This window comes from Pseudomonas sp. BN411, from assembly GCF_029871235.1.
Classification (GTDB): domain Bacteria; phylum Pseudomonadota; class Gammaproteobacteria; order Pseudomonadales; family Pseudomonadaceae; genus Metapseudomonas.
Genome location: NZ_SSOM01000079.1, coordinates 12,031 through 32,252, shown reverse-complemented (window position 1 = coordinate 32,252; position 20,222 = coordinate 12,031). Strand labels below are relative to the sequence as shown.

18 protein-coding genes are annotated in these 20,222 nt (G+C 64.5%); 4 read left to right on the top strand and 14 right to left on the bottom strand.

Going from position 1 to position 20,222, the window contains the following annotated elements:
* Window positions 1-473: 473 nt before the first annotated feature.
* The 3 genes from E8F06_RS22640 to E8F06_RS22630 form a co-directional block, all read right to left on the bottom strand.
* Window positions 474-2,924: a TonB-dependent siderophore receptor gene (locus E8F06_RS22640; protein WP_280371241.1), complete on the bottom strand. Its 2,451-nt coding sequence runs from the start codon at window positions 2,922-2,924 to the stop codon at window positions 474-476.
* 89 nt (window positions 2,925-3,013) lie between these two features.
* Window positions 3,014-3,979, bottom strand: a complete 966-nt coding sequence (locus E8F06_RS22635; protein WP_280371239.1) for a FecR family protein — start codon at window positions 3,977-3,979, stop codon at window positions 3,014-3,016.
* 83 nt (window positions 3,980-4,062) lie between these two features.
* Window positions 4,063-4,554, bottom strand: a complete 492-nt coding sequence (locus E8F06_RS22630) for a sigma-70 family RNA polymerase sigma factor (protein ID WP_280371238.1) — start codon at window positions 4,552-4,554, stop codon at window positions 4,063-4,065.
* 193 nt (window positions 4,555-4,747) lie between these two features.
* Between E8F06_RS22630 and E8F06_RS22625 the strand changes: the two genes are divergently transcribed.
* On the top strand, window positions 4,748-5,311 hold the full coding sequence (locus E8F06_RS22625) for a hypothetical protein (RefSeq protein ID WP_280371237.1): 564 nt from the start codon (window positions 4,748-4,750) through the stop codon (window positions 5,309-5,311).
* A 137-nt stretch (window positions 5,312-5,448) separates the two neighbouring features.
* On the opposite strand, the gene E8F06_RS22620 is transcribed toward E8F06_RS22625, so the two are convergent.
* From E8F06_RS22620 to E8F06_RS22610, 3 genes are read right to left on the bottom strand one after another with little or no spacing between them, the layout of a single operon-like run.
* Window positions 5,449-5,676 carry a DUF2798 domain-containing protein gene (locus tag E8F06_RS22620; protein ID WP_280371236.1) on the bottom strand — a complete coding sequence of 76 codons (228 nt, stop codon included), beginning with the start codon at window positions 5,674-5,676 and terminating at the stop codon, window positions 5,449-5,451.
* 15 nt (window positions 5,677-5,691) lie between these two features.
* Entirely contained in the window at window positions 5,692-6,258 is a 567-nt protein-coding gene (locus tag E8F06_RS22615; RefSeq protein ID WP_280371234.1) for a flavodoxin family protein, read from the bottom strand.
* Window positions 6,259-6,296: 38 nt separating this feature from the next.
* On the bottom strand, window positions 6,297-6,782 hold the full coding sequence (locus tag E8F06_RS22610; protein ID WP_280371232.1) for a DUF2938 domain-containing protein: 486 nt from the start codon (window positions 6,780-6,782) through the stop codon (window positions 6,297-6,299).
* Between the two features lie 81 nt (window positions 6,783-6,863).
* Here E8F06_RS22610 and E8F06_RS22605 point away from each other — a divergent pair, with 81 nt between their 5' ends.
* Window positions 6,864-7,298: a helix-turn-helix domain-containing protein gene (locus E8F06_RS22605; RefSeq protein ID WP_280371230.1), complete on the top strand. Its 435-nt coding sequence runs from the start codon at window positions 6,864-6,866 to the stop codon at window positions 7,296-7,298.
* A gap of 180 nt (window positions 7,299-7,478) precedes the next feature.
* Window positions 7,479-7,865, top strand: a complete 387-nt coding sequence (locus E8F06_RS22600; RefSeq protein ID WP_280371228.1) for a VOC family protein — start codon at window positions 7,479-7,481, stop codon at window positions 7,863-7,865.
* A gap of 494 nt (window positions 7,866-8,359) precedes the next feature.
* Here the strand turns inward: E8F06_RS22600 and E8F06_RS22595 are convergent, their stop codons facing one another.
* The 6 genes from E8F06_RS22595 to E8F06_RS22570 all read right to left on the bottom strand — a co-directional run bounded on the left by E8F06_RS22595 (window position 8,360) and on the right by E8F06_RS22570 (window position 16,352).
* Window positions 8,360-9,472 carry a helix-turn-helix transcriptional regulator gene (locus E8F06_RS22595; protein WP_280371226.1) on the bottom strand — a complete coding sequence of 371 codons (1,113 nt, stop codon included), beginning with the start codon at window positions 9,470-9,472 and terminating at the stop codon, window positions 8,360-8,362.
* A 66-nt stretch (window positions 9,473-9,538) separates the two neighbouring features.
* On the bottom strand, window positions 9,539-10,510 hold the full coding sequence (locus tag E8F06_RS22590) for a PDR/VanB family oxidoreductase (RefSeq protein WP_280371224.1): 972 nt from the start codon (window positions 10,508-10,510) through the stop codon (window positions 9,539-9,541).
* A gap of 65 nt (window positions 10,511-10,575) precedes the next feature.
* Window positions 10,576-12,024, bottom strand: coding sequence for an NAD-dependent succinate-semialdehyde dehydrogenase (locus tag E8F06_RS22585; RefSeq protein WP_280371223.1), 1,449 nt, complete (start codon window positions 12,022-12,024; stop codon window positions 10,576-10,578).
* A gap of 58 nt (window positions 12,025-12,082) precedes the next feature.
* Window positions 12,083-13,204 (bottom strand): ring-hydroxylating oxygenase subunit alpha, encoded by a 1,122-nt coding sequence (locus E8F06_RS22580; RefSeq protein WP_280371221.1) that lies wholly within the window; start codon window positions 13,202-13,204, stop codon window positions 12,083-12,085.
* A gap of 237 nt (window positions 13,205-13,441) precedes the next feature.
* Complete coding sequence (locus E8F06_RS22575) at window positions 13,442-15,055, bottom strand: BCCT family transporter (protein ID WP_280371219.1); 1,614 nt, start codon at window positions 15,053-15,055, stop codon at window positions 13,442-13,444.
* A gap of 214 nt (window positions 15,056-15,269) precedes the next feature.
* The gene (locus E8F06_RS22570; RefSeq protein WP_280371217.1) at window positions 15,270-16,352 is read right to left on the bottom strand and encodes a tartrate dehydrogenase; all 1,083 of its coding nucleotides are present in this window, start codon (window positions 16,350-16,352) and stop codon (window positions 15,270-15,272) included.
* 109 nt (window positions 16,353-16,461) lie between these two features.
* On the opposite strand from E8F06_RS22570, the gene E8F06_RS22565 reads away from it, so the two are divergent.
* Window positions 16,462-17,373 (top strand): LysR substrate-binding domain-containing protein, encoded by a 912-nt coding sequence (locus E8F06_RS22565; protein WP_280371215.1) that lies wholly within the window; start codon window positions 16,462-16,464, stop codon window positions 17,371-17,373.
* 253 nt (window positions 17,374-17,626) lie between these two features.
* Here E8F06_RS22565 and E8F06_RS22560 read toward each other — a convergent pair whose 3' ends face one another.
* Together E8F06_RS22560 and E8F06_RS22555 are read right to left on the bottom strand one after the other, a co-directional pair.
* Window positions 17,627-19,078 (bottom strand): HAMP domain-containing sensor histidine kinase, encoded by a 1,452-nt coding sequence (locus E8F06_RS22560; protein WP_280371360.1) that lies wholly within the window; start codon window positions 19,076-19,078, stop codon window positions 17,627-17,629.
* Window positions 19,079-19,376: 298 nt separating this feature from the next.
* A complete protein-coding gene (locus E8F06_RS22555) occupies window positions 19,377-20,201 on the bottom strand; it encodes a class I SAM-dependent methyltransferase (protein WP_280371213.1) in 825 nt (274 codons plus the stop codon).
* Between the last annotated feature and the right edge of the window lie 21 nt (window positions 20,202-20,222).

Sequence of the window (20,222 nt, the reverse complement as noted above, 5' to 3'; positions counted from 1 at the left end):
TGCCGACGTCCAGACCTGCACAACCCTGTGGGGGCGATTTCAATCGCCAAGCGAACCGCAGGTTCGCCCTAGGCCCCCCCAGAACAACCCAACCGCCCTCACCCCAACCCTCTCCCGCAAGCGGGAGAGGGGGCTGTCCGTGCCGACGTCCAGCCCTGCACAACCCTGTGGGGGCGATTTCAATCGCCAAGCGGGCCGCAGGTTCGCCTGGGGACCCCCAGCACAGCCCAACTGCCCTCACCCCAACCCTCTCCCAGAGGGAGAGGGGGCGGTCCGTGCCGACGTCCAGCCCTGCCACAACCCTGTGGGGGCGATTTCAATCGCCAAGCGGACCGCAGGTTCGCCCTAGGGACCCCCAGCACAACCCAACCACCCTCACCCCAACCCTCTCCCAGAGGGAGAGGGGGCGGTCCGTGCCGGCGTTCAGCCGCTGCACAATCCTGTAGGGGCAAGCGGACCGCAGGCTCCGCGCATCAGAAGCCTACGCTGGCCTGGATGTACCAGGTGCGCGGCTGGCCCACGTAGATGCCCGCGTTGTTGTCACTGGAGCGGGTGAAGTACTGCTTGTCGAAGATGTTCTTCACGCCCACGCCCACCTTCAGGTTGGACAGCTGCTCGCCGAAGTCATAGGCACCGCGCACATGCCAGGTCACGTAGCCGGGAATGTCGCCGAACTGGCCGTCAGCGGTCGGCTCGGTGATGTAATCACCGGTGAAGTTGCCGTTCTTGTCGATGCCGGTACCCGGTGCGCGCTGGCCGGACTGGGCGTAGCCGTCGAAGTTGTAGGTCCAGCGGTCCACCTGGTAGCGCAGCCCGACGTTGGCCACCTGGCGCGAGTAGAACGGCAGGTCGCGGGTCTTGAAGCCCGGGATGTCGCCTTCATAGGTCGCGCGGGTGAAGGTGTAGGTGCCGGTCACGCTCAGGCCGGAGAGCAGTTCGTCCAGGTTGTAGTAGCCGGACAGCTCCACGCCCTGGTGCTTGGTGGCGCCCAGGTTGGTCCAGCCCACATCGTTGCTGATGAATTGCAGCTCGTGGTCGAAGTCGATGTAGAACAGCGTCGCTTCGCCGCCCCAGGTCTGGCTGTTGTAGCGCGTGCCCAGCTCGTAGGTCTTGGCCTTCTCCGGCTCCAGGCCGTTGGCCGTGCTGTCGCCGACGCCGCCCTGGCCAAGCTGGAAGTACTGCAGGCTGCCGAACGAGGTTTCGTAGTTGGCGAACAGCTTCCAGGAATCGGAGAGGTGGTACATCACGCTGAGGGCCGGGAGCGGCTCGTTGTAGTCCTTGCTGCGGTTCTTCTCCTGCACCGGCTTGCCGTTGCTGCCGATCACCGGGCGCTCATGCCAGTCGGTGTTGATGCTCTCGAAGCGAACGCCCGGGGTGACGGTCCATTTGCCCACGTCGATCTTGTCGTCGATGTAGAACGCATTGGCCTCGGTACCTCCCGTACGGTCCTGGAAGACGTGGCCGTCCGTCGCGGGTTTGTTGTCGGGGCTCGGTACGTTGCCCACCAGTGCCACGCCGCTGCTTTGCTCGTGCATCGCCTCCTTCAGGTAGCGGTAGCCGACACCCACTTCATGGGTGCTCTCGCCGGCGAAGAAAATGCGCGAAACGCGCGGCTCGAAGCCGTAGGTGTAGTAACTGCGCGGGTAGGAGTTGAGGACCTTCTGGTCGCGGCTGGCGATGTTGCTGCCCCGGAAGCTGTCGCTGTAATAGGTCAGCACTTCCACCTGGGTCACGTCGTCCACCTGGCGCAGGTATTTCAACGAAACGTCCTTGCGGCGGCCGCTGAAGTTGTCCCAGTCGCGGTCGGACTGGAAGGGATTGTCGTCGTACTGCGCCTGGGTGAGGCCACCCGGCATATCGGCGGTGGCGTCGTAGTAGTGGAAGTTCAGCGACAGGTCGTCCTGCTCGGTGGGCGCCCAGTGGGTCTTGAGCATCACGTCGTCGATGTCGTTGTTGTTGTTGCCATCGCGGTAGCCGTCGCCGTTGACGCCCGAATAGAGCAGCGCCGCGCCGATGCCGTTATCCGCGGTGCCGCCCAGGAACGCGCTGTTCAGGTACTTCCAGCCACCGTGGGCGGTGTCTTCCAGGGTGGTGGAAACATCACCGGAGAATTTCTCCGGGATGGCGCGGGTCACGAAGTTGATCACGCCGCCGACGTTCTGCGGGCCGTAGCGCACGGAGCCGGCACCGCGTACGACGTCAATGCTGTCGAGGTTGCCGACGGAGATAGGCGCCATGGACAGCTGCGGCTGGCCGTAGGGAGCGAAGGCGGCGGGCACGCCGTCGATCAGCACGGTGGAACGGGGCGAGAGGCGCGAGGTCAGGCCGCGCACGCCGAAGTTCAGGGCGATGTCGCTGCCGCCGGTGCCGTTGGATTCCTGCACCTGCACGCCGGGCACACCACGCAGGGCATCGCGTACGTTCATCGTGCCCTTCTCGATCATGGCTTCACGGCGCACCACGGTACGAGCGCCGGGATGGTTCTGCACCACGGCGTCTTCGGCGGTACCCAGCCAGTCGCCGACCACGGTGATGCTGGACGCCGGCAGCTCCATGGCGGATGCGCCCTCATCGCTGGAAACACGACGCAGGATGGCGGTGCCGTCCGCCAGGTCGAAGGTCAGGCCGCTGCCCTGCAGCAGCGTGGAGAGGACTTCTTCCGGCAGCAGGTTGCCGTCCACCGCCGGGGCCTGCTTGCCGGCCACCAGGTCAGGGCTGAAGAAGAGTTGCAGCGAGGTCTGCTGGCCCAGTTGGCCAAGGGCGCTGGCAAGGGACTGCGCCGGAATGTGCACGTCCTTGCGCTCGGAAGCCTCGGCACCGAGGCTGGCCACCGCCAGGGCAACGGCCAGGCTCAGGGGCAGCCAGGGCTGGGTCTTGCGGGAGGAAACTGCGGATGCCGCTTGTTGCTGTACTTCGTTGTTCACGTTCGTTCGGTCCTGAAAGAATGCCCCCAGCCATGCGCTGGGCGTGAAGAGTCGGACAGGAAGACGAACGAGCTGGAAAAAACCTGAATCTAAAACGGAATAATTTCGTTTGAGCCGTCAGAAAGGGTTCTGACCTTCACCGGCAGGATGCGCGGCAAGGCCACCAACAGGGCGTTGGTGTCATCGGCACGGGACACGCTGGAGAAGCGCAAGCCCGCCACTTCCGGGGCAACGTGCAGGGGTTTGTCGCGGTAGCGGGACACTTCTTCGGCCACCTCGGCCAGGGGCACGTCATTGAAGATCAGCTTGCCCTGTCGCCAGGCCGTGATGGCGGCGATGTCGATGCGCTGCACCGGACCGACGGCGCCATCGGCCGCGATGCGAATGCCGTCACCGGCCACCAGCGGTCGGCTGGCCTCCGCGCCCTGCCCGCCTGCCACCAGCACCCGTCCCGATTCCACCGCCACGCGCACGTCCTGTTCGCCGTGGCGCACGTTGAAGCGGGTGCCGGTGACGGTCACGCGACCGGCGCCGGCTTCCACGACAAAGGGGCGGGTCTTGTCCGGCGTCACGCTGAACAGCGCTTCCCCGGTCTCCAGCCGTACCAGGCGGCGGTTGGCGGAATAGATGACCGTGACACGGGTACGGCCATTGAGATCGAGGGTCGAGCCATCGGCCAGGGTGACCTGGCGACGTTCGCCGAGCGCCGTCACGTAGCTTTCGCCGCGCAGTGAGAAGGGATCGAACAGATAGGTCGCACCACCCGCCAGCACCACGCTGGCCGCAGCCGCCAGCGCACCCTGCAGGAAGCGACGGCGCGACGGCACCGGCAAGGGCCGGACCTCGGCGTTGCACAGCTCACGCAGGCGCTGCTCGGGAATCAGGTCGGCGGCGCTCCAGAGGCGTTCGAGCAGTTGGTACTCGGTCCGGTGCGACGCATCCGCCGCCAGCCAGGCTTCAAAAGCGCGACGATCCTCGTCGCCCTGCTCGGGGTCACGATTGCGGCTGAACCAGTAGGCGGCTTCGTCTCGCGCGCGGCAGTCGGCATTCGTCATCGGTTGGCCATCCAGGTGGCGGGAATCAGGCTGCGGTCGTTGTCCATATCTCGGGTCTTGGTGCCCTGTCGTGCTCTGTCGGCTCATGTGGCGCTCAGGTCCAGGCGCTCACGCAGGTGACGGAGGGTGCGGATCATATACCGCTCCACCATGTTCTTGGATAACCCCAGGCGCTCGGCGATCTCCGCCTGGCTCTGCCCTTCCAGCTTCTGCCAGATGAACACCTGGCGGCAGTTCACCGGCAGCTCCGCCAGGGCCTTCTCGATCGAGTCGGCCAACTGGACGGCATGCATGTAGAACTCGGGGTCATTCGTCGACTCCTCCCCCGACTCGGCCATGTCCAGCTCGATCTGGGCACGACGCTCCTCGCGGCGGAAGTGGTCGACGGCTATGTTCCGCGTGGTCTGGTGCAGGTAGGCGCGCGGTTGCTGGACGTTGTCCTGGTCGGCTTCCAGGACCCGAACGAAGGCGTCGTGGGCCAGATCCTCGGCGCGATGGCGGTTCCTCAGCCGGCGCGTCCACGTGCCGATGAGTTCTTCATAGTGCTCGAAGAAGCCGTGATTGCGCTGAGGCATCTGAGGGGAGGAAGGAAGGATCAGGAATCGAAAGGCGCGAATGATAATAGCTCGCAAATATTCCCGCAATTTCCGCTCACCCTCCGGGTTTGGCCATCCGACGAAAGCCTCTTTTCAGGTCATATGGAGACTTGGCACCTTTTTTCGGTATCTTCTCCGACCATCCAACAGTTCCCCAGAAAGAGCCTGCTCCATGAGCCGTACCGCAATCCAGGCTGCCGTCTTCTGCCTCGCCACCCTCTGCTCGGCGGCCACCTTCGCCAAGGTGGAAGTCCAACCCGTGCAGCACACCAAGGCGGGCCGGATTCTCGCCGTGCAGATTTCCGAAGACATCGCCCCCGGCGATTACGAAGTCTTGATGAAAGGCCTGCGTGCCAACCCCGGCAAGTTCGACCGCAAACTGGCCCTGCTGGACAACATCGGCGGCAGCGTCACCGAGGCCATCCGCATGGGCCGCCTGCTGCGGGAAACCGGCTTCGACGTGATGGTGCCCTCCGAAGGCGTGTGCCAGGGCAGCTGCGTCTACCTGCTGGCCGCCGGTCGCAACAAGACCGTGCGCGGCTACGTGGGCCTGCACCGCCCGTACTTCCCCCATGGCGACTCCGCCCTCGCCGCCGTCGGCAGCGGCTACAGCCCCACCGCCTACCTCAAGGACATGAACGTCCCCCTGAGTCTGCTGGATGACATGAACGGCATCGAGCCGACGCGCATGCGGGTGCTGACGAAGGATGAGCTGGCGCGTTATCGGTTGAACTGACGACGACTGCTCCGTCACGGCGTGTAGGGTGGATGACGCCCTTTTCATCCACCATCGGGGTCGAGCCAATTTCGTAGCCCGGGTGAAATCCGGGTGAAAGTCTCACCGTCTGACTAGCAGGCTGAGAGTCGTAGGTGTCACTCCTTTCCCACTAGCCCCTCCACCAGCCGCCGCGCCACCGGCGATACCAGCAGCACCACCGGAAAGGCCACCAGCCAGGCCATGAGCCAGGCGCCGAGCCAGAGGCTGGGAAAGTCCACCACCGGGCCGGCGGCGCGCCAGGTGGAGATACCGGATACGAGCAGGGACATGAGCCCGGAGAGGATCAGGCCGAACAGCAACGGGGCGAAACGGCGGGGAATCATGTGGGCACCTCCGTCTCAGGCACCGGCGAGCCGGTGCAGGGTCTTGGAGAAATTCCAGCCGAACATTCGCGCGGTCTTCACATCCCCCGGGACGAAATGGTCGGCGGGAGCCGAATGGCTGGACTGGGCCATCAGTCCGGACCATGAACCCAACCGGTTGGCGGCTTCTTCAATGGGCACGCCGGCATGCTGCTCCGGCAGGATGGGGTTACCCACCCAGAGCATGCCGTGCTGCATGCAGAACACGAACAGCGCCATCAGGGTCGACTGCTTGTCCCCCGCCGCCAGTGACGACACGGTAAAGCCCGCCGCCAGGCGTCCCTTCAGCTGCTGGCTACGCCAGATCGGCCCGGTGGCGTCCATGAAGGACTTGAAGACCCCGGAAACACCGCCGAAATAGGTCGGTGAGCCCAGGACGAAGCCATCGAACGCCAGCAGTTGGCCGGGATCGCCGGCAATGTCTTCCGCCTTGAGCAGGTGGACTTCCGTATTGGCGACGCCCTGGGCGCCTTCGCAGATCTGCCGGGCGATGTGTTCGGTGTGGCCAAAGGCGCTGTGGTAGATGACGGCGAGCTTTTTCATGGTGAGTGATCCCATTTGGAGTGATGAAGGAGCCGGATTCAGCGGGTGACCCAGCCCAGCAGGGCAGCGGCCAGGAACAGTCCCAGGCCGAAGACGCTGTGGTTGGTCAGGCTGCGCAGGCAGTTCTTCAGCGGCGTAGGCGTTTTGCTGGCGAAGAAGCCCGCCCCCATCGCTGGCTGCATCACCAGCAGCGGCGCGACGACCGTGCCCATGCCCACCAGCAGTGCGGGCAGCAGCGTCGGACTGGCGGTCCAGTCGACGCCGATAAGCCCCACCAGCAGGGCCGCGAAGGCAACGCCGATGGCGTAATGGGTGATCCAGCCCAATGCCGTTTCACCCGGGACAGGTTCCGCCTTGGCGATTGCGTCGTGACTGAAGCGGCCACGCAGCAGGTGGCCAATCCAGCGGCCGATGAAGGCGAAATTGAGCGTCTGGACGCCCATTCGCTTGAGGAAGACCAGCCAGATATCCATGACGGCGGTGGCGCCGATGCCGATGCAGATCACCGTGATGATGTCGTTCATGTGAGCCCCTTGTGCGTTGACGATGGGAGGTGTCGGGGCCACTCTAGAAGTTGAAGTCAACTTCAAGTCAAGGGATCACAGATGGACATTGCCGAGGTCGCCCGACGCACGGGTCTGCCGTCATCGACGTTGCGTTATTACGAGAAGAAAGGGCTGATCACATCCCTCAGCCAGCAAGGGATGCGGCGCTGGTTCGCGCCCGGCATCCTCGATCAGTTGGCGCTGATCTCCCTCGGCCAGGCTGCGGGGTTGTCGCTGGATGAGATCCGCTCGATGTTCTCGCCCAACGGCGAACCGGACATCGACCGTGAATTGCTCGCGGCCAAGGCCGATGAAATCGATGCGCTGGTCAAGCGCTTGAAAGCCATGAGCGACGGCCTGCGTCATGCCGCAGCCTGCCCTGCGCCGAGCCATTCGGAATGCCCGACCTTCAAGCGACTGCTGAAGGCCGCGTCGAGCGGCGCCATCGAGCGGCGCTGGAACAAGGCGGCGCCCAAGCCCAGGAACACGTCGTAGGGATGCGCCCTGGTCGCGCTGTTCGGCGGCAGACCGGGCATGGTGTCCGAGCGTTTCAAGAAGCTGCTCAAGCGGGTCGGCGAACAGCACTGCCCCCTCGTCAGGCCGGCTGGCAGGGGTAGCGGTTCTGCGCTGCAGTTAGTTCGGGGATGGAAGGCGCAAACCTGCAAGGAGGTTGCCATGGCCATTCAACTCGATCACCTGATGGTGCCGGCGCGGGACAAGCTGCGCTCGGCGAAACTCCTGGCCGAACTGCTCGACGTGCCCTGGTCGGAGATCGGCATCGGGCCGTTCGCGCCAGTGTATGTGAACGACGGGCTGACCCTGGATTTTGACCAGTGGGGCGAGCCGTTTCCGCTGATTCACTTCTGCTTCCGGGTGAGTCCGGAGGAATTCGAGGCGATCCTGGGGCGCATCCGCGCGGCGGGCATCGACTACCGCAGCGCCGTTCATGGGCCAGTCGACCATCAGGTCGACAGGGAACACGGCGGCTCCATCGTTTACTGGAACGAGCCGGATGGGCATCAGTGGGAAATGCTGACGGTGAGTTATGCGCGGCAGGGCTGAGATGCTTGTCGCGGGGGGATTCATGTAGGGGCGATTTCAATCGCCAAGCAGACCGAAGGTCTGCCCTAATGGTCCGAGCTGCCGGTAATCCCCTCACCCCCGGCCCCTCTCCCAGAGGGCGAGGGGTGACTCGCGCCGGCGGCGCCGTGCATACCCGGGATTCCCTGCCTGTGAAGAGCGCCCCGTAGGGTGGGCTTTAGCCCACGCTGACCTGCGATGGTGGGCTGAAGCCCACCCTACGGGTTGAGACCGTTTTGGCTGGCACTTTTACTGTAGGGGCGAATTTATTCGCCAAGCAGGCCGAAGGGCTGCCCTGATACTCCGAGCTGCCGGTAATCACCCTCTCCCCCGGCCCCTCTCCCCGAAGAGGAGAGGGGTGACTCGCGCCGGCGGCTCTGTAGATCCCGGGGGCACCCTTCCTGTGGGGGCGAATTCATTCGCCAAGCAGGACGCAGTCCTGCCCGACCTCTACAGAAGGGGCAGCTCCGCCGCCCTCAGCGTTTGAAATCGCCCCCACACGGGGCCTTCACCAAGCCCAGTCGCTGCTCCAACTCCGCAATACGCGCCGTCAGCGCCTGGTGTTCGGCGCGCAGGGCGGTGATGTCGTCGTAGACGCTGATCATGTGTTCCGGGCTGCCGTCGCGGGGGTTGCGTTGGACCGAGGTGCGGACCTTCACCCAGATGTAGCTGCCGTCCTTGCGGCGGAAGCGTTTTTCCATGGTGCTGACGGTTTCCTGGCCATCCAGCAGGCGCTGGACCTGGGCCAGGTTGGCGGAAAGGTCCTCGGGGTGGGTCAATTCCTGGAAGGTCAGGTCGGCAAGTTCCTCGGCGCTGTAGCCCAGCAGTTCGCACAGCGGCTGATTGACCCGCTGCCACTTGCCGTCCAGGCCGATGTAGGCCAGGGCGCCGCCGGCCAGTTCGAAGATGGCGCGGAAGCGTTCCTCGCTCTGGCGCAGCTCGTCTTCCACCCGTTTGCGCTCGGTGCTGTCCAGGCTTACGCCGACCATCTTCACCGAACGGCCGGAGCTGTCCTGCAGCGACGTCGCGCGGGAGGTGATCCAGCGCTGCTCACCGTTGGGATGAAAGATGCGGAAGTCGAACTCGTAGCCTTTGCCCTCGGCCACGCAATCCCGGTAGATGGCCTGCAGCGCGGTGACGTCGTCCGGGTGCAGGTGGCACCAGAAGTCTTCGTTGCGGCGCACCGGCCAGCCGTACACGGCTTCGACGTTGGCCGAGTAGGAGACTTCGTCGGTGATCAGGTTCCATTCCCAGTTGACGATGCCGGCGCTTTCCTGGGCCAGCTTCATGCGCGCTTCGCTTTCCATGATCTGGGCGGTGTACTTGCGTCGCACGTCAGTCATGGGGAGGTCCTGCACCTCGACGTGCTGGGCATCCTGCAGAGCTTCGTCGCCATAGCGCAGCCAGATCCAGTTGACCTTGAGGAAGGTGGCCAGCATGCGCAGGTTGTCGTAGTCGATCTCGCCGCCACGGGTCCACTTGTGGACGGCCGTACGCGAAATACCGAGCACGGTGGCCACGGCCTGAAGCGTCAGTTTCTGGTGTTCGAGCAGTTCTTTGAGGCGGAAGGCGAAGCTGTTTTCTGTCATGGCGAGCATGTCCCTGAGCCAGGCGACGCAGTATACACGTCGCCGGTTCCGCCCTATCCCGCTGCCTTACAGGTCTAGAACAAGACGCTGCCCCTTCGCGCGGGAGACGCACAGCATCATGGTCTGCTGAGCCGCTTTCTCGTCGTCGGAGAGGTACTGGTCGAAGTGCTCGGCTTCCCCTTCGAGGATGCGGGTCTCGCAGGTGCCGCAAACACCCTCGCGGCACAGGCATTCCACCTGGGCGGCGTTGGATTTCTCGATGGCCTGGAGGATGGTCATGCCCTCCTCCACCTGCAGCTCGCGACCGGACTGGGCCAGCACTACGGTGAAGGCACCGCCGGTGACCGGCGCGGCGGCGAACTGTTCCCAGTGCACGCGGGCGTCCGGGATGCCCTGGGCCTTGGCGGTGGCGATCACCGCGTCGATCAGCGGCTTGGGACCGCAGACGTAGACATGGGCATCCGCGTCCATGCCACCAATGAGTTCCGCCAGGTTCAGCGAGGTGCCCAGGCTGTCGACGTAGAAGCGCACGTTCCCGGCATGGGGACCGTCGGCCAGTTCACCCTGGAAGGCACCGTGTTCCGGGCTGCGGAAGGCGTAATGCAGCTCGTAGCGGGCTTCCTGGGCGCGCAGCTCGGGGAGCTGGGCAAGGAACGGCGTGATGCCGATGCCACCGGCGATCAGCACGTGCCTGCCGGCGGCAGGATCGATGGCGAAGAGATTGTTGGGGCTGGAGATGACCAGTTCGGTGCCCACCTCGACCTGTTGGTGCATGAACGCCGAACCGCCTTTGGACTGTTCTTCCAGGCGCACGCCGATCTGGTAGCTGGCGGTATCGGCCGGGTCGCTCATCAGCGAGTAGGCATTGCTGAACTGGCGGCCGTCGGCGCCCTTCATCTGCACGATGATGTGGCTGCCGCCGGTGAAGGCCGGCAGCGGCTGGCCATCGACGCGCTCCAGGGTGAAGCGCTTGATCTGGGGGGTTGCCTGCTCCACCGCGGTCACGCGGGCAGACATCATTTCGTAGGAGTTGGCCATCGCTCACCTCTGTTGCGACTGCGGGCGGCGCCGGGCGCCGCCCTGATGGTGCGTGGTGCCCGCCGTCAGACGGCGAGGCACAGGTACTTCATTTCCAGGTAGTCCTCGATGCCGTACTTCGAGCCTTCACGGCCGAGGCCGGACTGCTTGACGCCACCGAAAGGGGCCACCTCGTTGGAGATCAGGCCGGTGTTGATGCCGACCATGCCGTAATCCAACTGCTCGGCGATCTTCCACACGCGGCCGATGTCGCGGCTGTAGAAATACGCCGCCAGGCCGTAGAGGGTGTCGTTAGCCAGGCGTACCACTTCCTCGTCAGAGGAGAAGCGCACCAGGGGCGCCACCGGACCGAAGATTTCCTCATCCAGCAGCTGCATGCCCGGCGCCACGCCGGTCAGCACCGTGGGTTGCAGGAAGTTGCCGCCCAGTTCGTGGCCATCGCCGCCCACCAGGATGTCGGCGCCCTTCTCCACCGCGTCGGCGATCAGGCTCTGCACCTTGTCCAGCGCCTTGCCGGTGATCAGCGGGCCGATCTGGGTAGCGCCTTCCAGGCCATGGCCGACGCGCAGGTCGCGCACACGGGCGGCGAAGCGTTCGGCGAAAGCGTCGTAGATGGCGTCATGCACGTAGAAGCGGTTGACGCAGACGCAGGTCTGGCCAGCGTTGCGGTACTTGGCGACCAACGCCCCTTCCACGGCGGCGTCGATATCGGCGTCGTCGAAGACGATAAAGGGCGCGTTGCCGCCCAGCTCCAGGGACACCTTCTTGATGGTGGGCGCGCACTGGCCCATCAGCAGGCGGCCCACCGGCGTGGAGCCGGTGAAACTCAGTTTGCGCACCAGCGGGTGGCTGGTGAGCTGGGCGCCGATGGCGATCGCGTCGCCGGTGACGATGCTGAGCACGCCGTCCGGCACGCCCGCGCGTTTCGCCAGTTCGGCCAGTGCCAGGGCGGAAAACGGGGTTTCATTGGCCGGCTTGACCACGATGGTGCAGCCCGCCGCCAGGGCCGGCGCCACCTTGCGGGTGATCATCGCCGAGGGGAAGTTCCAGGGCGTGATGGCGGCGCAGACGCCGATGCCCTGCTTGATCACCACCAGGCGCTTGTCGCCGGCCGGCGAGGGAATCACGTCGCCATAGATGCGTTTGCCCTCTTCGGCGAACCACTCGATGAACGACGCGGCATAGCGGATTTCGCCCACGGCTTCGGTCAGAGGCTTGCCCTGCTCCAGGGTCATCAGGCGCGCCAGGTCGTCTTCGTGCTGGAGCATCAGCTCGAACCAGCGCCGCAGGATCTGCGCACGTTCCTTGGCGGTGCGCGCACGCCAGGCCGGCAGTGCGGCATCGGCGGCTTCGATGGCGCGCAGGGTTTCGCTGCCGCCCATGTTCGGCACGCGGCCCAGCAGATCGCCGCTGGCCGGGTCGGTCACGTCCACCGTGCGAGCGTCATCGGCGTCGCACCAGGCGCCGGCGATGAAGGCCTGCTGGCGGAACAGGTCGTTGTCTTTCAGGTTCACTCGGGAATTCCTCATACACGTGACGCAGGCCGCCGCACGCGGGCGGCGGCCACGGTCATCAACGGTCCAGGTGGGCGACGGCGATCAGGTTGTGGAAGTGGGCGATGCCGTGCTCGCTCTGGCCGCTGCGCTGGCTGTCCACCATGATCCGGCCCTGGCCACGGTAGCCGCGGGACTTCAGGCCCTTCTGCACGCTTTCCACCAGGCGCAGGTCTTCCGGACGGAACACATCGCGGTACCACTCGATCAGCGACTGCTGCTCGGGGGTAATGTCCTTGTTGAGGAAGTAGATGTCGTAGTGCTGCAGGGTCACTTCGGCGCTGACCGGGAACTCGTAGATCACGGTCATGAAGTTGCCACCGGGCGGCGCGTTGAACATGGTGCACGGCCAGACCCAGAAGCCGCTGAAGGACGGGTCCTTCACCGACTCGTCGAACTTGAAGGACTTCTCCGACGGTTTGGCCAGGCCGTACTGCAGGGACCAGTTGCCGTGCATGGTGTGGGTGTACTGGCCGACGTCGACGGAGTCGGAGAATCCCGGGTGAGCCGGGGCGCAGTGGTAGCACTCCATGTAGTTGTCGACGATGGACTTCCAGTTGGCCGGGGTCTCGGTGACAAAGCGGGCAGCGAGGTGCAGGTCGTCCACCACCGGGCAGGCCTGGCGGATGCGTGCTTGCAGACCGGGCAGCTGCTCTTCGACTGAACCTGCGTCCTTGTTCATGTTGACGAAGATGAAGCCGGCGTATTCCTCCACGCGCAGCTGCACCAGGCTGGAGTTGGCCTTGTCGAAGTTGGCGACGTGGTCGCAGTTGCGCGCGTGGGCCAGCTCGCCGTCGAGCTTGAAGGTCCAGGCGTGGTACGGGCAGGTGATCACGTTCTTCGCCTTGCCGTCGCCCTGCAGCAGCTGGTGGCCACGGTGCGGGCAGACGTTGTAGAAGGCGCGCAGTTCGGCATCGCGGCCGCGCACGACGATGATGCTCTCGCCGATGATCTCGCGGGTGATGTACGCGTTGTTCTCGGCTACTTCGCTGCGATGGCCCACGCAGACCCAGCTGTTGGCGAAGATCTTTTCTTTCTCGAAATCGAAGACTTCCGGGCGGGTGTAGTAGCTGGCAGGAATTGTGTAGGCCTCATCGGCGTTGGCGCAGAAGTCAGCAGGCAGGCGTTGGATATCGTTCATCTTATGTACTCCAGGCATTAAGGGCGCCGGTTCGGGCCGGGCCATCACAGCTTTTTACTTTTGGTTAACACAAATCTGTCAGTTAACAGATCGGGCAAAATTTTTTGGCCCGTAGGTTGGTCCGAGCCCCGCGAGGCCCAACGTGGGTGTATGACAATCACGCCGGAATCGTTGGGCTTCGCATAGCTCAGACCAACCTACAAGTTCCTGCACATCCGTGTGCAGGTACAACTCAACTCATTGCGCGGTAGCGGCTTTCAGGCGCACGCCCTCTTCCGCTTTCGGCGGCTCGACGCTGTCGTCCAGGCCGCGGCGTACCGCTTCTTCCTCGATCAGGTGGGCCGGCATGCTGCCGTAGTCCTGGATCATCCACTTGAAGAAGCCGTAGATCTTGGTCAGCAGGATCACCAGGAAGGGGATCGCGGTCAGCACCACGGCGGTTTTCATGGTGGACAGCGACGCCTTGGCGAACAGCATGGCCAGCGGGATCAGGGTCAGCATCACGCACCAGAACAGGCGATGGGTCGGCGTCGGGTCCTGGCCTTCTTTCAGGTTGCGGGTGCTGGTGGCAGCCACGGCGTAGGCCGCTGCGTCCATATGGGAAGCGCAGAACACCGCCATGATGAACAGGTACACCGCCAGGAACACTTTGCCGAAGGGCAGCGAGGTCAGGAGCATTTCCACGGCTGTCTCGCCGCCCTGCTCGCTGAGGATGCGCGGCACGTCGATGGCGCCGGTGATGAACTGGTGCATGCTGTAGCTTTCCAGCGCGCCGAAGAAGAACCAGCAGCCCACGCTACCGCCGAGCAGCAGTGCAGCGACCACTTCCTTGATCTTGCGGCCCTTGGATACACGGGTGACGAACATCGCCACGCCCGGCGCGTAGGACACCCACCACAGCCAATAGAACACCGTCCAGTTGCGGGTGAAGGCACCGTCGCCCGCCGGGTCGGTGAACAGGCTCATGTGCACGTAGTTCTGGATCATCAGGCCGATGGCATTGGCGGTGTTGTTCAGGGTGAACTGGGTCGGACCGACCAGGAACACCACGCCAGCGAAGGCCAGGGCGCCGACGCACACCATCTTCGACAGGCGCTGCATGCCACCGTCGATGCCAATGTAGGAGCTCAAGGAGAAGATCACCGCGACGGCACCGATCACCACCAACTGGGTGACGAAGGTGTCCGGAATGCCGGTGAGGCCGGACAGGCCGCGGGTCAGGGTGGACGCGGTGAGCGCCAGGGACACGGTCAGCGCGCCGAACATGGTGAGCAGGAAGATCAGGTCAACCAGGCGACCCACCGGGCCGTTGGCACGGAAGCCGGTGACCGCTTCGATGATCGAAGCCAGGCCCAGACCGCTCTTCTTGCGCACGTGGAAGTGATAGGCGAGCGCCAGCGACGACAGTGCATAGAGCGACCAGGCGCTGATGCCCCAGTGGAAGAAGGAATAGCTGACGCTGAAGTCCAGCGCTTCACGGCTGCCGGCAGCGATGTTCAGGCCAGGCGTCTGGTAGTAGTACGCCCACTCCATCACGCCCCAGTAAAGGGTCGAGGAGCCCATGCCGGCGCAGATGAACATGAACACCCAGGTCATGTTCGTGTACTCGGGCTTGCCGTTGCCCAGGCGGATGTTGCCGTACTTGCTGAACGCCAGGTACAGCACGGCCAGGGCGGTGCCGAACACGAACAACTGCACGGTGGTGCCGAAGGTGCGGGTGGAAATCTCGAAGAGCCGGTTGGCCATGGCCTCCGACTCGGCAGGGAACGCAGCAAGGCCGATCACGGTCAGCGCCACGGCGATCAGGCTCGCCGTGATCAAGAACATGTCTTTCTTATTGTTGTTGGACATCGATGTCTCCTGGAACTGGATAACCCGGCGCCCCATCAGGCAGGGGGTTCGCCGGACTACGCTACTTGTTAATCATTGGTTTACGTTAATCCATTGGTTAACAGCTTGTCCGAAATGTGCCTTCAACGCAACTCCTGTCGGACAATTTGCAGGCCGTCTGTCACCTGCGGAAAAGCGCCGGCCGCCTCGTTCTCACGGGGCGGCCGGATAAGTCTTACAGTGCGTCAGCGATGGCCTTGCCCACTTCCTGGGTCGAGGCCTTGCCGCCCAGGTCCGGTGTCACCGGGCCTTCGGCAATCACCCGCTCGATGGCTTGCAGGATGCCGTCGTGGGCTGCCTTGTAGCGCTCGTCGCCATTGCCCAGGAAGTCCAGCATCAGCGCGCCGGACCAGATCATGGCGATGGGGTTGGCTATGTTGCGGCCGTAGATGTCCGGGGCCGAACCGTGGACCGGCTCGAACAGCGACGGGAAGTTGCGCTCCGGGTTGAGGTTGGCCGAGGGCGCGATGCCGATGGTGCCGGCACAGGCCGGGCCCAGGTCGGAGAGGATGTCGCCGAACAGGTTGGAGGCCACCACCACGTCGAAGCGATCCGGCTGCAGCACGAAGCGCGCGCAGAGGATGTCGATGTGCTGCTTGTCCCACTTGATCTCCGGGTACTTCTCGGCCATCGCAGCCACCCGCTCGTCCCAGTAGGGCATGCTCACGGCCATTCCGTTGGACTTGGTGGCGGCGGTCAGCTGCTTGCGCTCGCGGGTCTGGGCCAGGTCGAAGGCGTACTTGAGGATGCGGTCGACGCCACGACGGGTGAACACCGACTCCTGCAGCACGAATTCGTGCTCGGTGCCTTCGAACATGCGGCCGCCCAGGGAGGAATATTCGCCCTCGGTGTTCTCGCGGATCACCACGAAGTCGATATCGCCGGGCTCACGGCCGGCCAGCGGGCACGGCACGCCAGGGAACAGTCGCACCGGACGGATGTTCACGTACTGGTCGAACTCGCGGCGGAACTTCAGCAGCGAGCCCCAGAGGGAGATGTGGTCGGGCACCTTGTCCGGCCAGCCCACGGCGCCGAAGTAGAGCGCGTCAAAACCCTTGAGCTGCTCGAACCAGTCGTCCGGCATCATCTTGCCGTGCTGCAGGTAGTAGTCGCAGCTGGCCCATTCGATGGTCTCGAAGGAAAGGTCCAGGCCCCACTTGCGAGCGGCTGCTTCGACGACCCGCAGGCCTTCGGGGAGAACTTCGTTGCCGATGCCGTCGCCGGGGATCGCGGCGATCTTGAATGTCTTCTTGTTCATCTGGTCGTGCCCTTGGTGAAGGCGCCCTGTTCAGGCGGGGTGATGACCATGCTATAAGGGCCAACAGCAAAGATAATCCAGCACTTCATTGATAGATAAGACACGAATCGTGAATAGTCTGCCGAACCTGGAAGACCTCCGCGTCTTCGTCCTCGTCGCCCGCCGCTCCAGCTTCGCCGCTGCCGCCAGCGAGATGGGCACCTCCCCCGCCTTCGTCAGCAAGCGCATCCGCCTACTGGAAGAAAGCCTCGGCGTGCGCCTGCTGCACCGCACCACCCGTCGCGTAGCGGTGAGCGAAGACGGCGAGCGGGTCTACCGCTGGGCGCAGACCATCTTCGACGCGGTGGAACGGATGACTGACGAAGTGTCCGAGCTGCACCAGGAACCGCGCGGGCAACTGCGCATCGTCAGCAGCTTCGGTCTCGGCCGGCGCCTGGTGGCCCCGGCGTTGTCGGCGCTGTCGGAGCGGTATCCAGCGCTGGATATCCGCCTGGACCTGTTCGACCGGCTGGTGGACCTGATCGACGAAGGCTTCGACCTGGACATCCGCATCGGCGACAACATCGCCCCCAACCTGATCGCCAAGCCGCTGGCCGAGAACAGCCGCATCCTCTGCGCCGCCCCCTCCTACCTGGCGCGCCATGGCGAGCCCGGCAACCTCGCGGAGCTGGCCGGGCACGACTGCCTGGTGATCAAGGAGCGCGACCACCCCTTCGGTGTCTGGCGCCTGCACGGACCGGCCGGAGAAGAAAACGTGAAGGTCACCGGCCCCCTCTCGGCCAATAACGGCGAGATCGTCCACCAGTGGGCCGTGGACGGACGCGGCATCGCCCTGCGCTCCTGGTGGGACGTGGGCGAAAGCCTGGAGAACGGACGCCTGGTGCAGGTGCTGCCCGAGTATCGGCAGCCGGCGAACATCTGGGCGGTGTACGCCGCGCCCCTTGCCACCTCGGCCAAGATCCGCGTGACCGTGGAGTTCTTCCGCCAGTATTTCCAGCAACAGCGAGGCGGTGCGCGTTAGGTCCGCAGGCAGTACCCATGTGGGGGCGATTTCAATCGCCTTGCGGACCGCAGGTGCGCCCTGCGGTCTTGCTGGGGCAGCTACGCTGCCCTTCGCGAATGAATTCGCCCCCACAAGACACTCACGTAGAGTGGGCTTCAGCCCACCACGAGTTAGCCCCTTGCCCCTGAAGTAACCACAGGGTGGACCAGAGTCAGCGCCTTCAGGCCGATGCCCATCAACGAGGAGCTACGCCAGCTCCTCAGCTGAAGCTTCAGGCGGTGCGCTCCGCCACCTTGAAGCTCAGGCACACGGCGGTTCCTTCGTTCTCGCGGCTGGTCAGGCTGGCCCTGCCGCCGAAGCGCTCCATGATCTGCTTGACCATGATCAGGCCGATACCCAGCCCGCCCTGCTTGGTGGTGTAGAAGGACTTGAAGGCCATCATCTCCTGCTGCCGCGACATGCCCTTGCCGGTGTCACTGATGGTGAGGTTGAGCCACTGGCCGCTGCTGTCGGGGGTGGCCGTGATGCTCAGTCGGCCACCATTGGGCATGGCCTCGATGGCATTGGCGATCACACTGTTGAGCACCTGCGCCAGCAGGAGCTGGTGGCTGACCACCATGGGCGCGGCGGTGGCGCTGCAGTCCACTTCGATGTGGGAGCGCGTCAGTTGCTGGTCGAAATTGCCCAGGGTGGCGCGCACCGCTTCCAGGGTGTCCACCTGCTCCGAGTCGCCCTGCAACGGCCGCAGGCAGAGCAGCAGGTCCCGCACCCAGGCAGACATACGGTCGACCTGGGTGATGATGTCGTCGACGCACTTGCGCGCCTGCGGCCCCTCCATCTCCTGGGCCAGCTCGGCGCTGGAACGGATCGAGGCCAGCGGATTGCGCAGGCTGTGAGCCACGGCCGAAGACATTTCCCCCAGCCCCACATAGGTGCTGTTGGCCACCAACTGGTTCTGCTGCGCCGCGAGCAGCAGGGACGCACGGCGCACGATCCAGTACAGGCCGAAGTACATCAGCAGGCCGCCGATCGCCGTGGCCAGCCAGATCATCCGGTAGCCGCGGTTGACCCGGTCGATCAGGTCCACCGGCTCCTTATAGATCTCCACCATCGCCTTTACCTCGCCCTTGGCGTCGGTGAGCGGGATGTAGTTCTCGATGAAGAACATCTTCGGCGGGCTCAGGAACTTCTGTTCCACCCGGCCTTCCTCTACCTCGTTGTACTCGGCGGACACGCGGCCACCGGACTCGAAGGCCTCGTCCAGCGCTTCGTCGGCCTCGATCTGCAGCCCGATCAGGTCAGGGTTGGTGGACCAGACCACCGTGCGGTCCGGGGAGAAGATGGTGGCCAGCAGGGAATCCGGCACATGGGACAGGTGATCGAGGAATTCGGAGCGGGCCCGTTCGCGGCTCTCCGCCGTGGACCGGGTAAGCATTCCGTAGTGATGGGGCACCAGTACGTCACCCATCTCCATGCCCTCCAGCCCGTGGTGGCGCATCTCGCCGAGGGCCAGGGTCTGGATGAACTGCGCGGAGAGCATGGCGTCGCGCTCCAGGCTTTCGCTCACCAAGAAGCGCGTCGACACGGTGCCAACACCGATGGCCACGCTGCCGATGATCACCAAGCTGACCAGCGAGAACCAGCGCAGCAGGTTGAACTGCTGGACCGGCGCATTCGCCCCGCCCCCAGCTTCCGATGCCTGCCTGCCGAGGATTGCTGCCATGTCCATCCGGAGTCCCCCACCTGGAGCCTTCCAGACTTATAGCAGCCGCTGCGATGTAGCGGAGGCAATCGTTCTGCAACTGCGGGGGCAAGACACCTTGTCAAAAAGCGTTACATCTCCGGCGGCGTTCCGACGGGAAATCGACGCACGTTTTACTGGCATCGACTACCGTGAAATTTGTCCCCTTGCAGAGGACAGCTGGAGTCGCCACGGTCGCCACCTCCCCCCGTAAGCTGACCGCACCGTGGCGACTTTTTTTATGCGTTCGATCCATTCATGCAGGGGCCCGAAATCTGCCCTACCCCAGCTTTACCGCCTGCAGGGTGTAGCTCAGCGGCAACCGCCAGCGCTCCTTCGCCAACCGCCATTCGCCGCACTCGTCCAGCACCATCCGACCGGGCAAGGCTTCCCAGGGGATGCTGTCATGCTCCTCCAGGGCTGTGAGCTGCAAGCCATGCCGGAACAGCGCGGAAATGATCTCGCCCAGGCCATGATTCCACTCATGGGTTCGGGTAGCGGTAAGCGCGGTATCGGTTTCCACATAGGTGCTGTCGTCGTCCCACACCGTGGGCTCGGCCCGCTCGAAATAGGGGTACTCGATCACCAGGCCGTCTTCCCGATCCTCGTTCACCGCCCAGAGCATCGGGTGGCCCTCGCGGATGAACAGGCGCCCGCCCGGTTTCAACAGTGCCGCCACAACGCGCGCCCAGTCGTCGATGCGCGGCAGCCAGCACAGGGCGCCGATGCCGGTGTAGACGAAATCGAAACCGCCAGCCGGCAGCACCCGGTCGGCGGCACACACATCGGACTCGACGAAACCGATTTCCGCGCCGCAACGCTGCGCCAGCAGTCGTGCCTGTTCCAGGGATGCAGGCGAAAAGTCGAGGCCGGTCATCCGCGCACCGAGCCGCGACAGGGAAAGCGTGTCGGTGCCGATATGGCATTGCAGGTGCACGCCACGCTGGCCGGCGATGTCACCCAGGCGCGGAAGGTCGAAGCGCACCACATCCGAAAGGTGCGCAGGGTCCTTCACGAACGCCTCGGTCCCGTAGCCGCTGGACGCTGCGTGCAGGGGCGCGCGCTGGTCCCAATTGGCCTTGTTCAGGTGCAGGTAGTCACTCATCGGCATCATTCCGTGATCAAT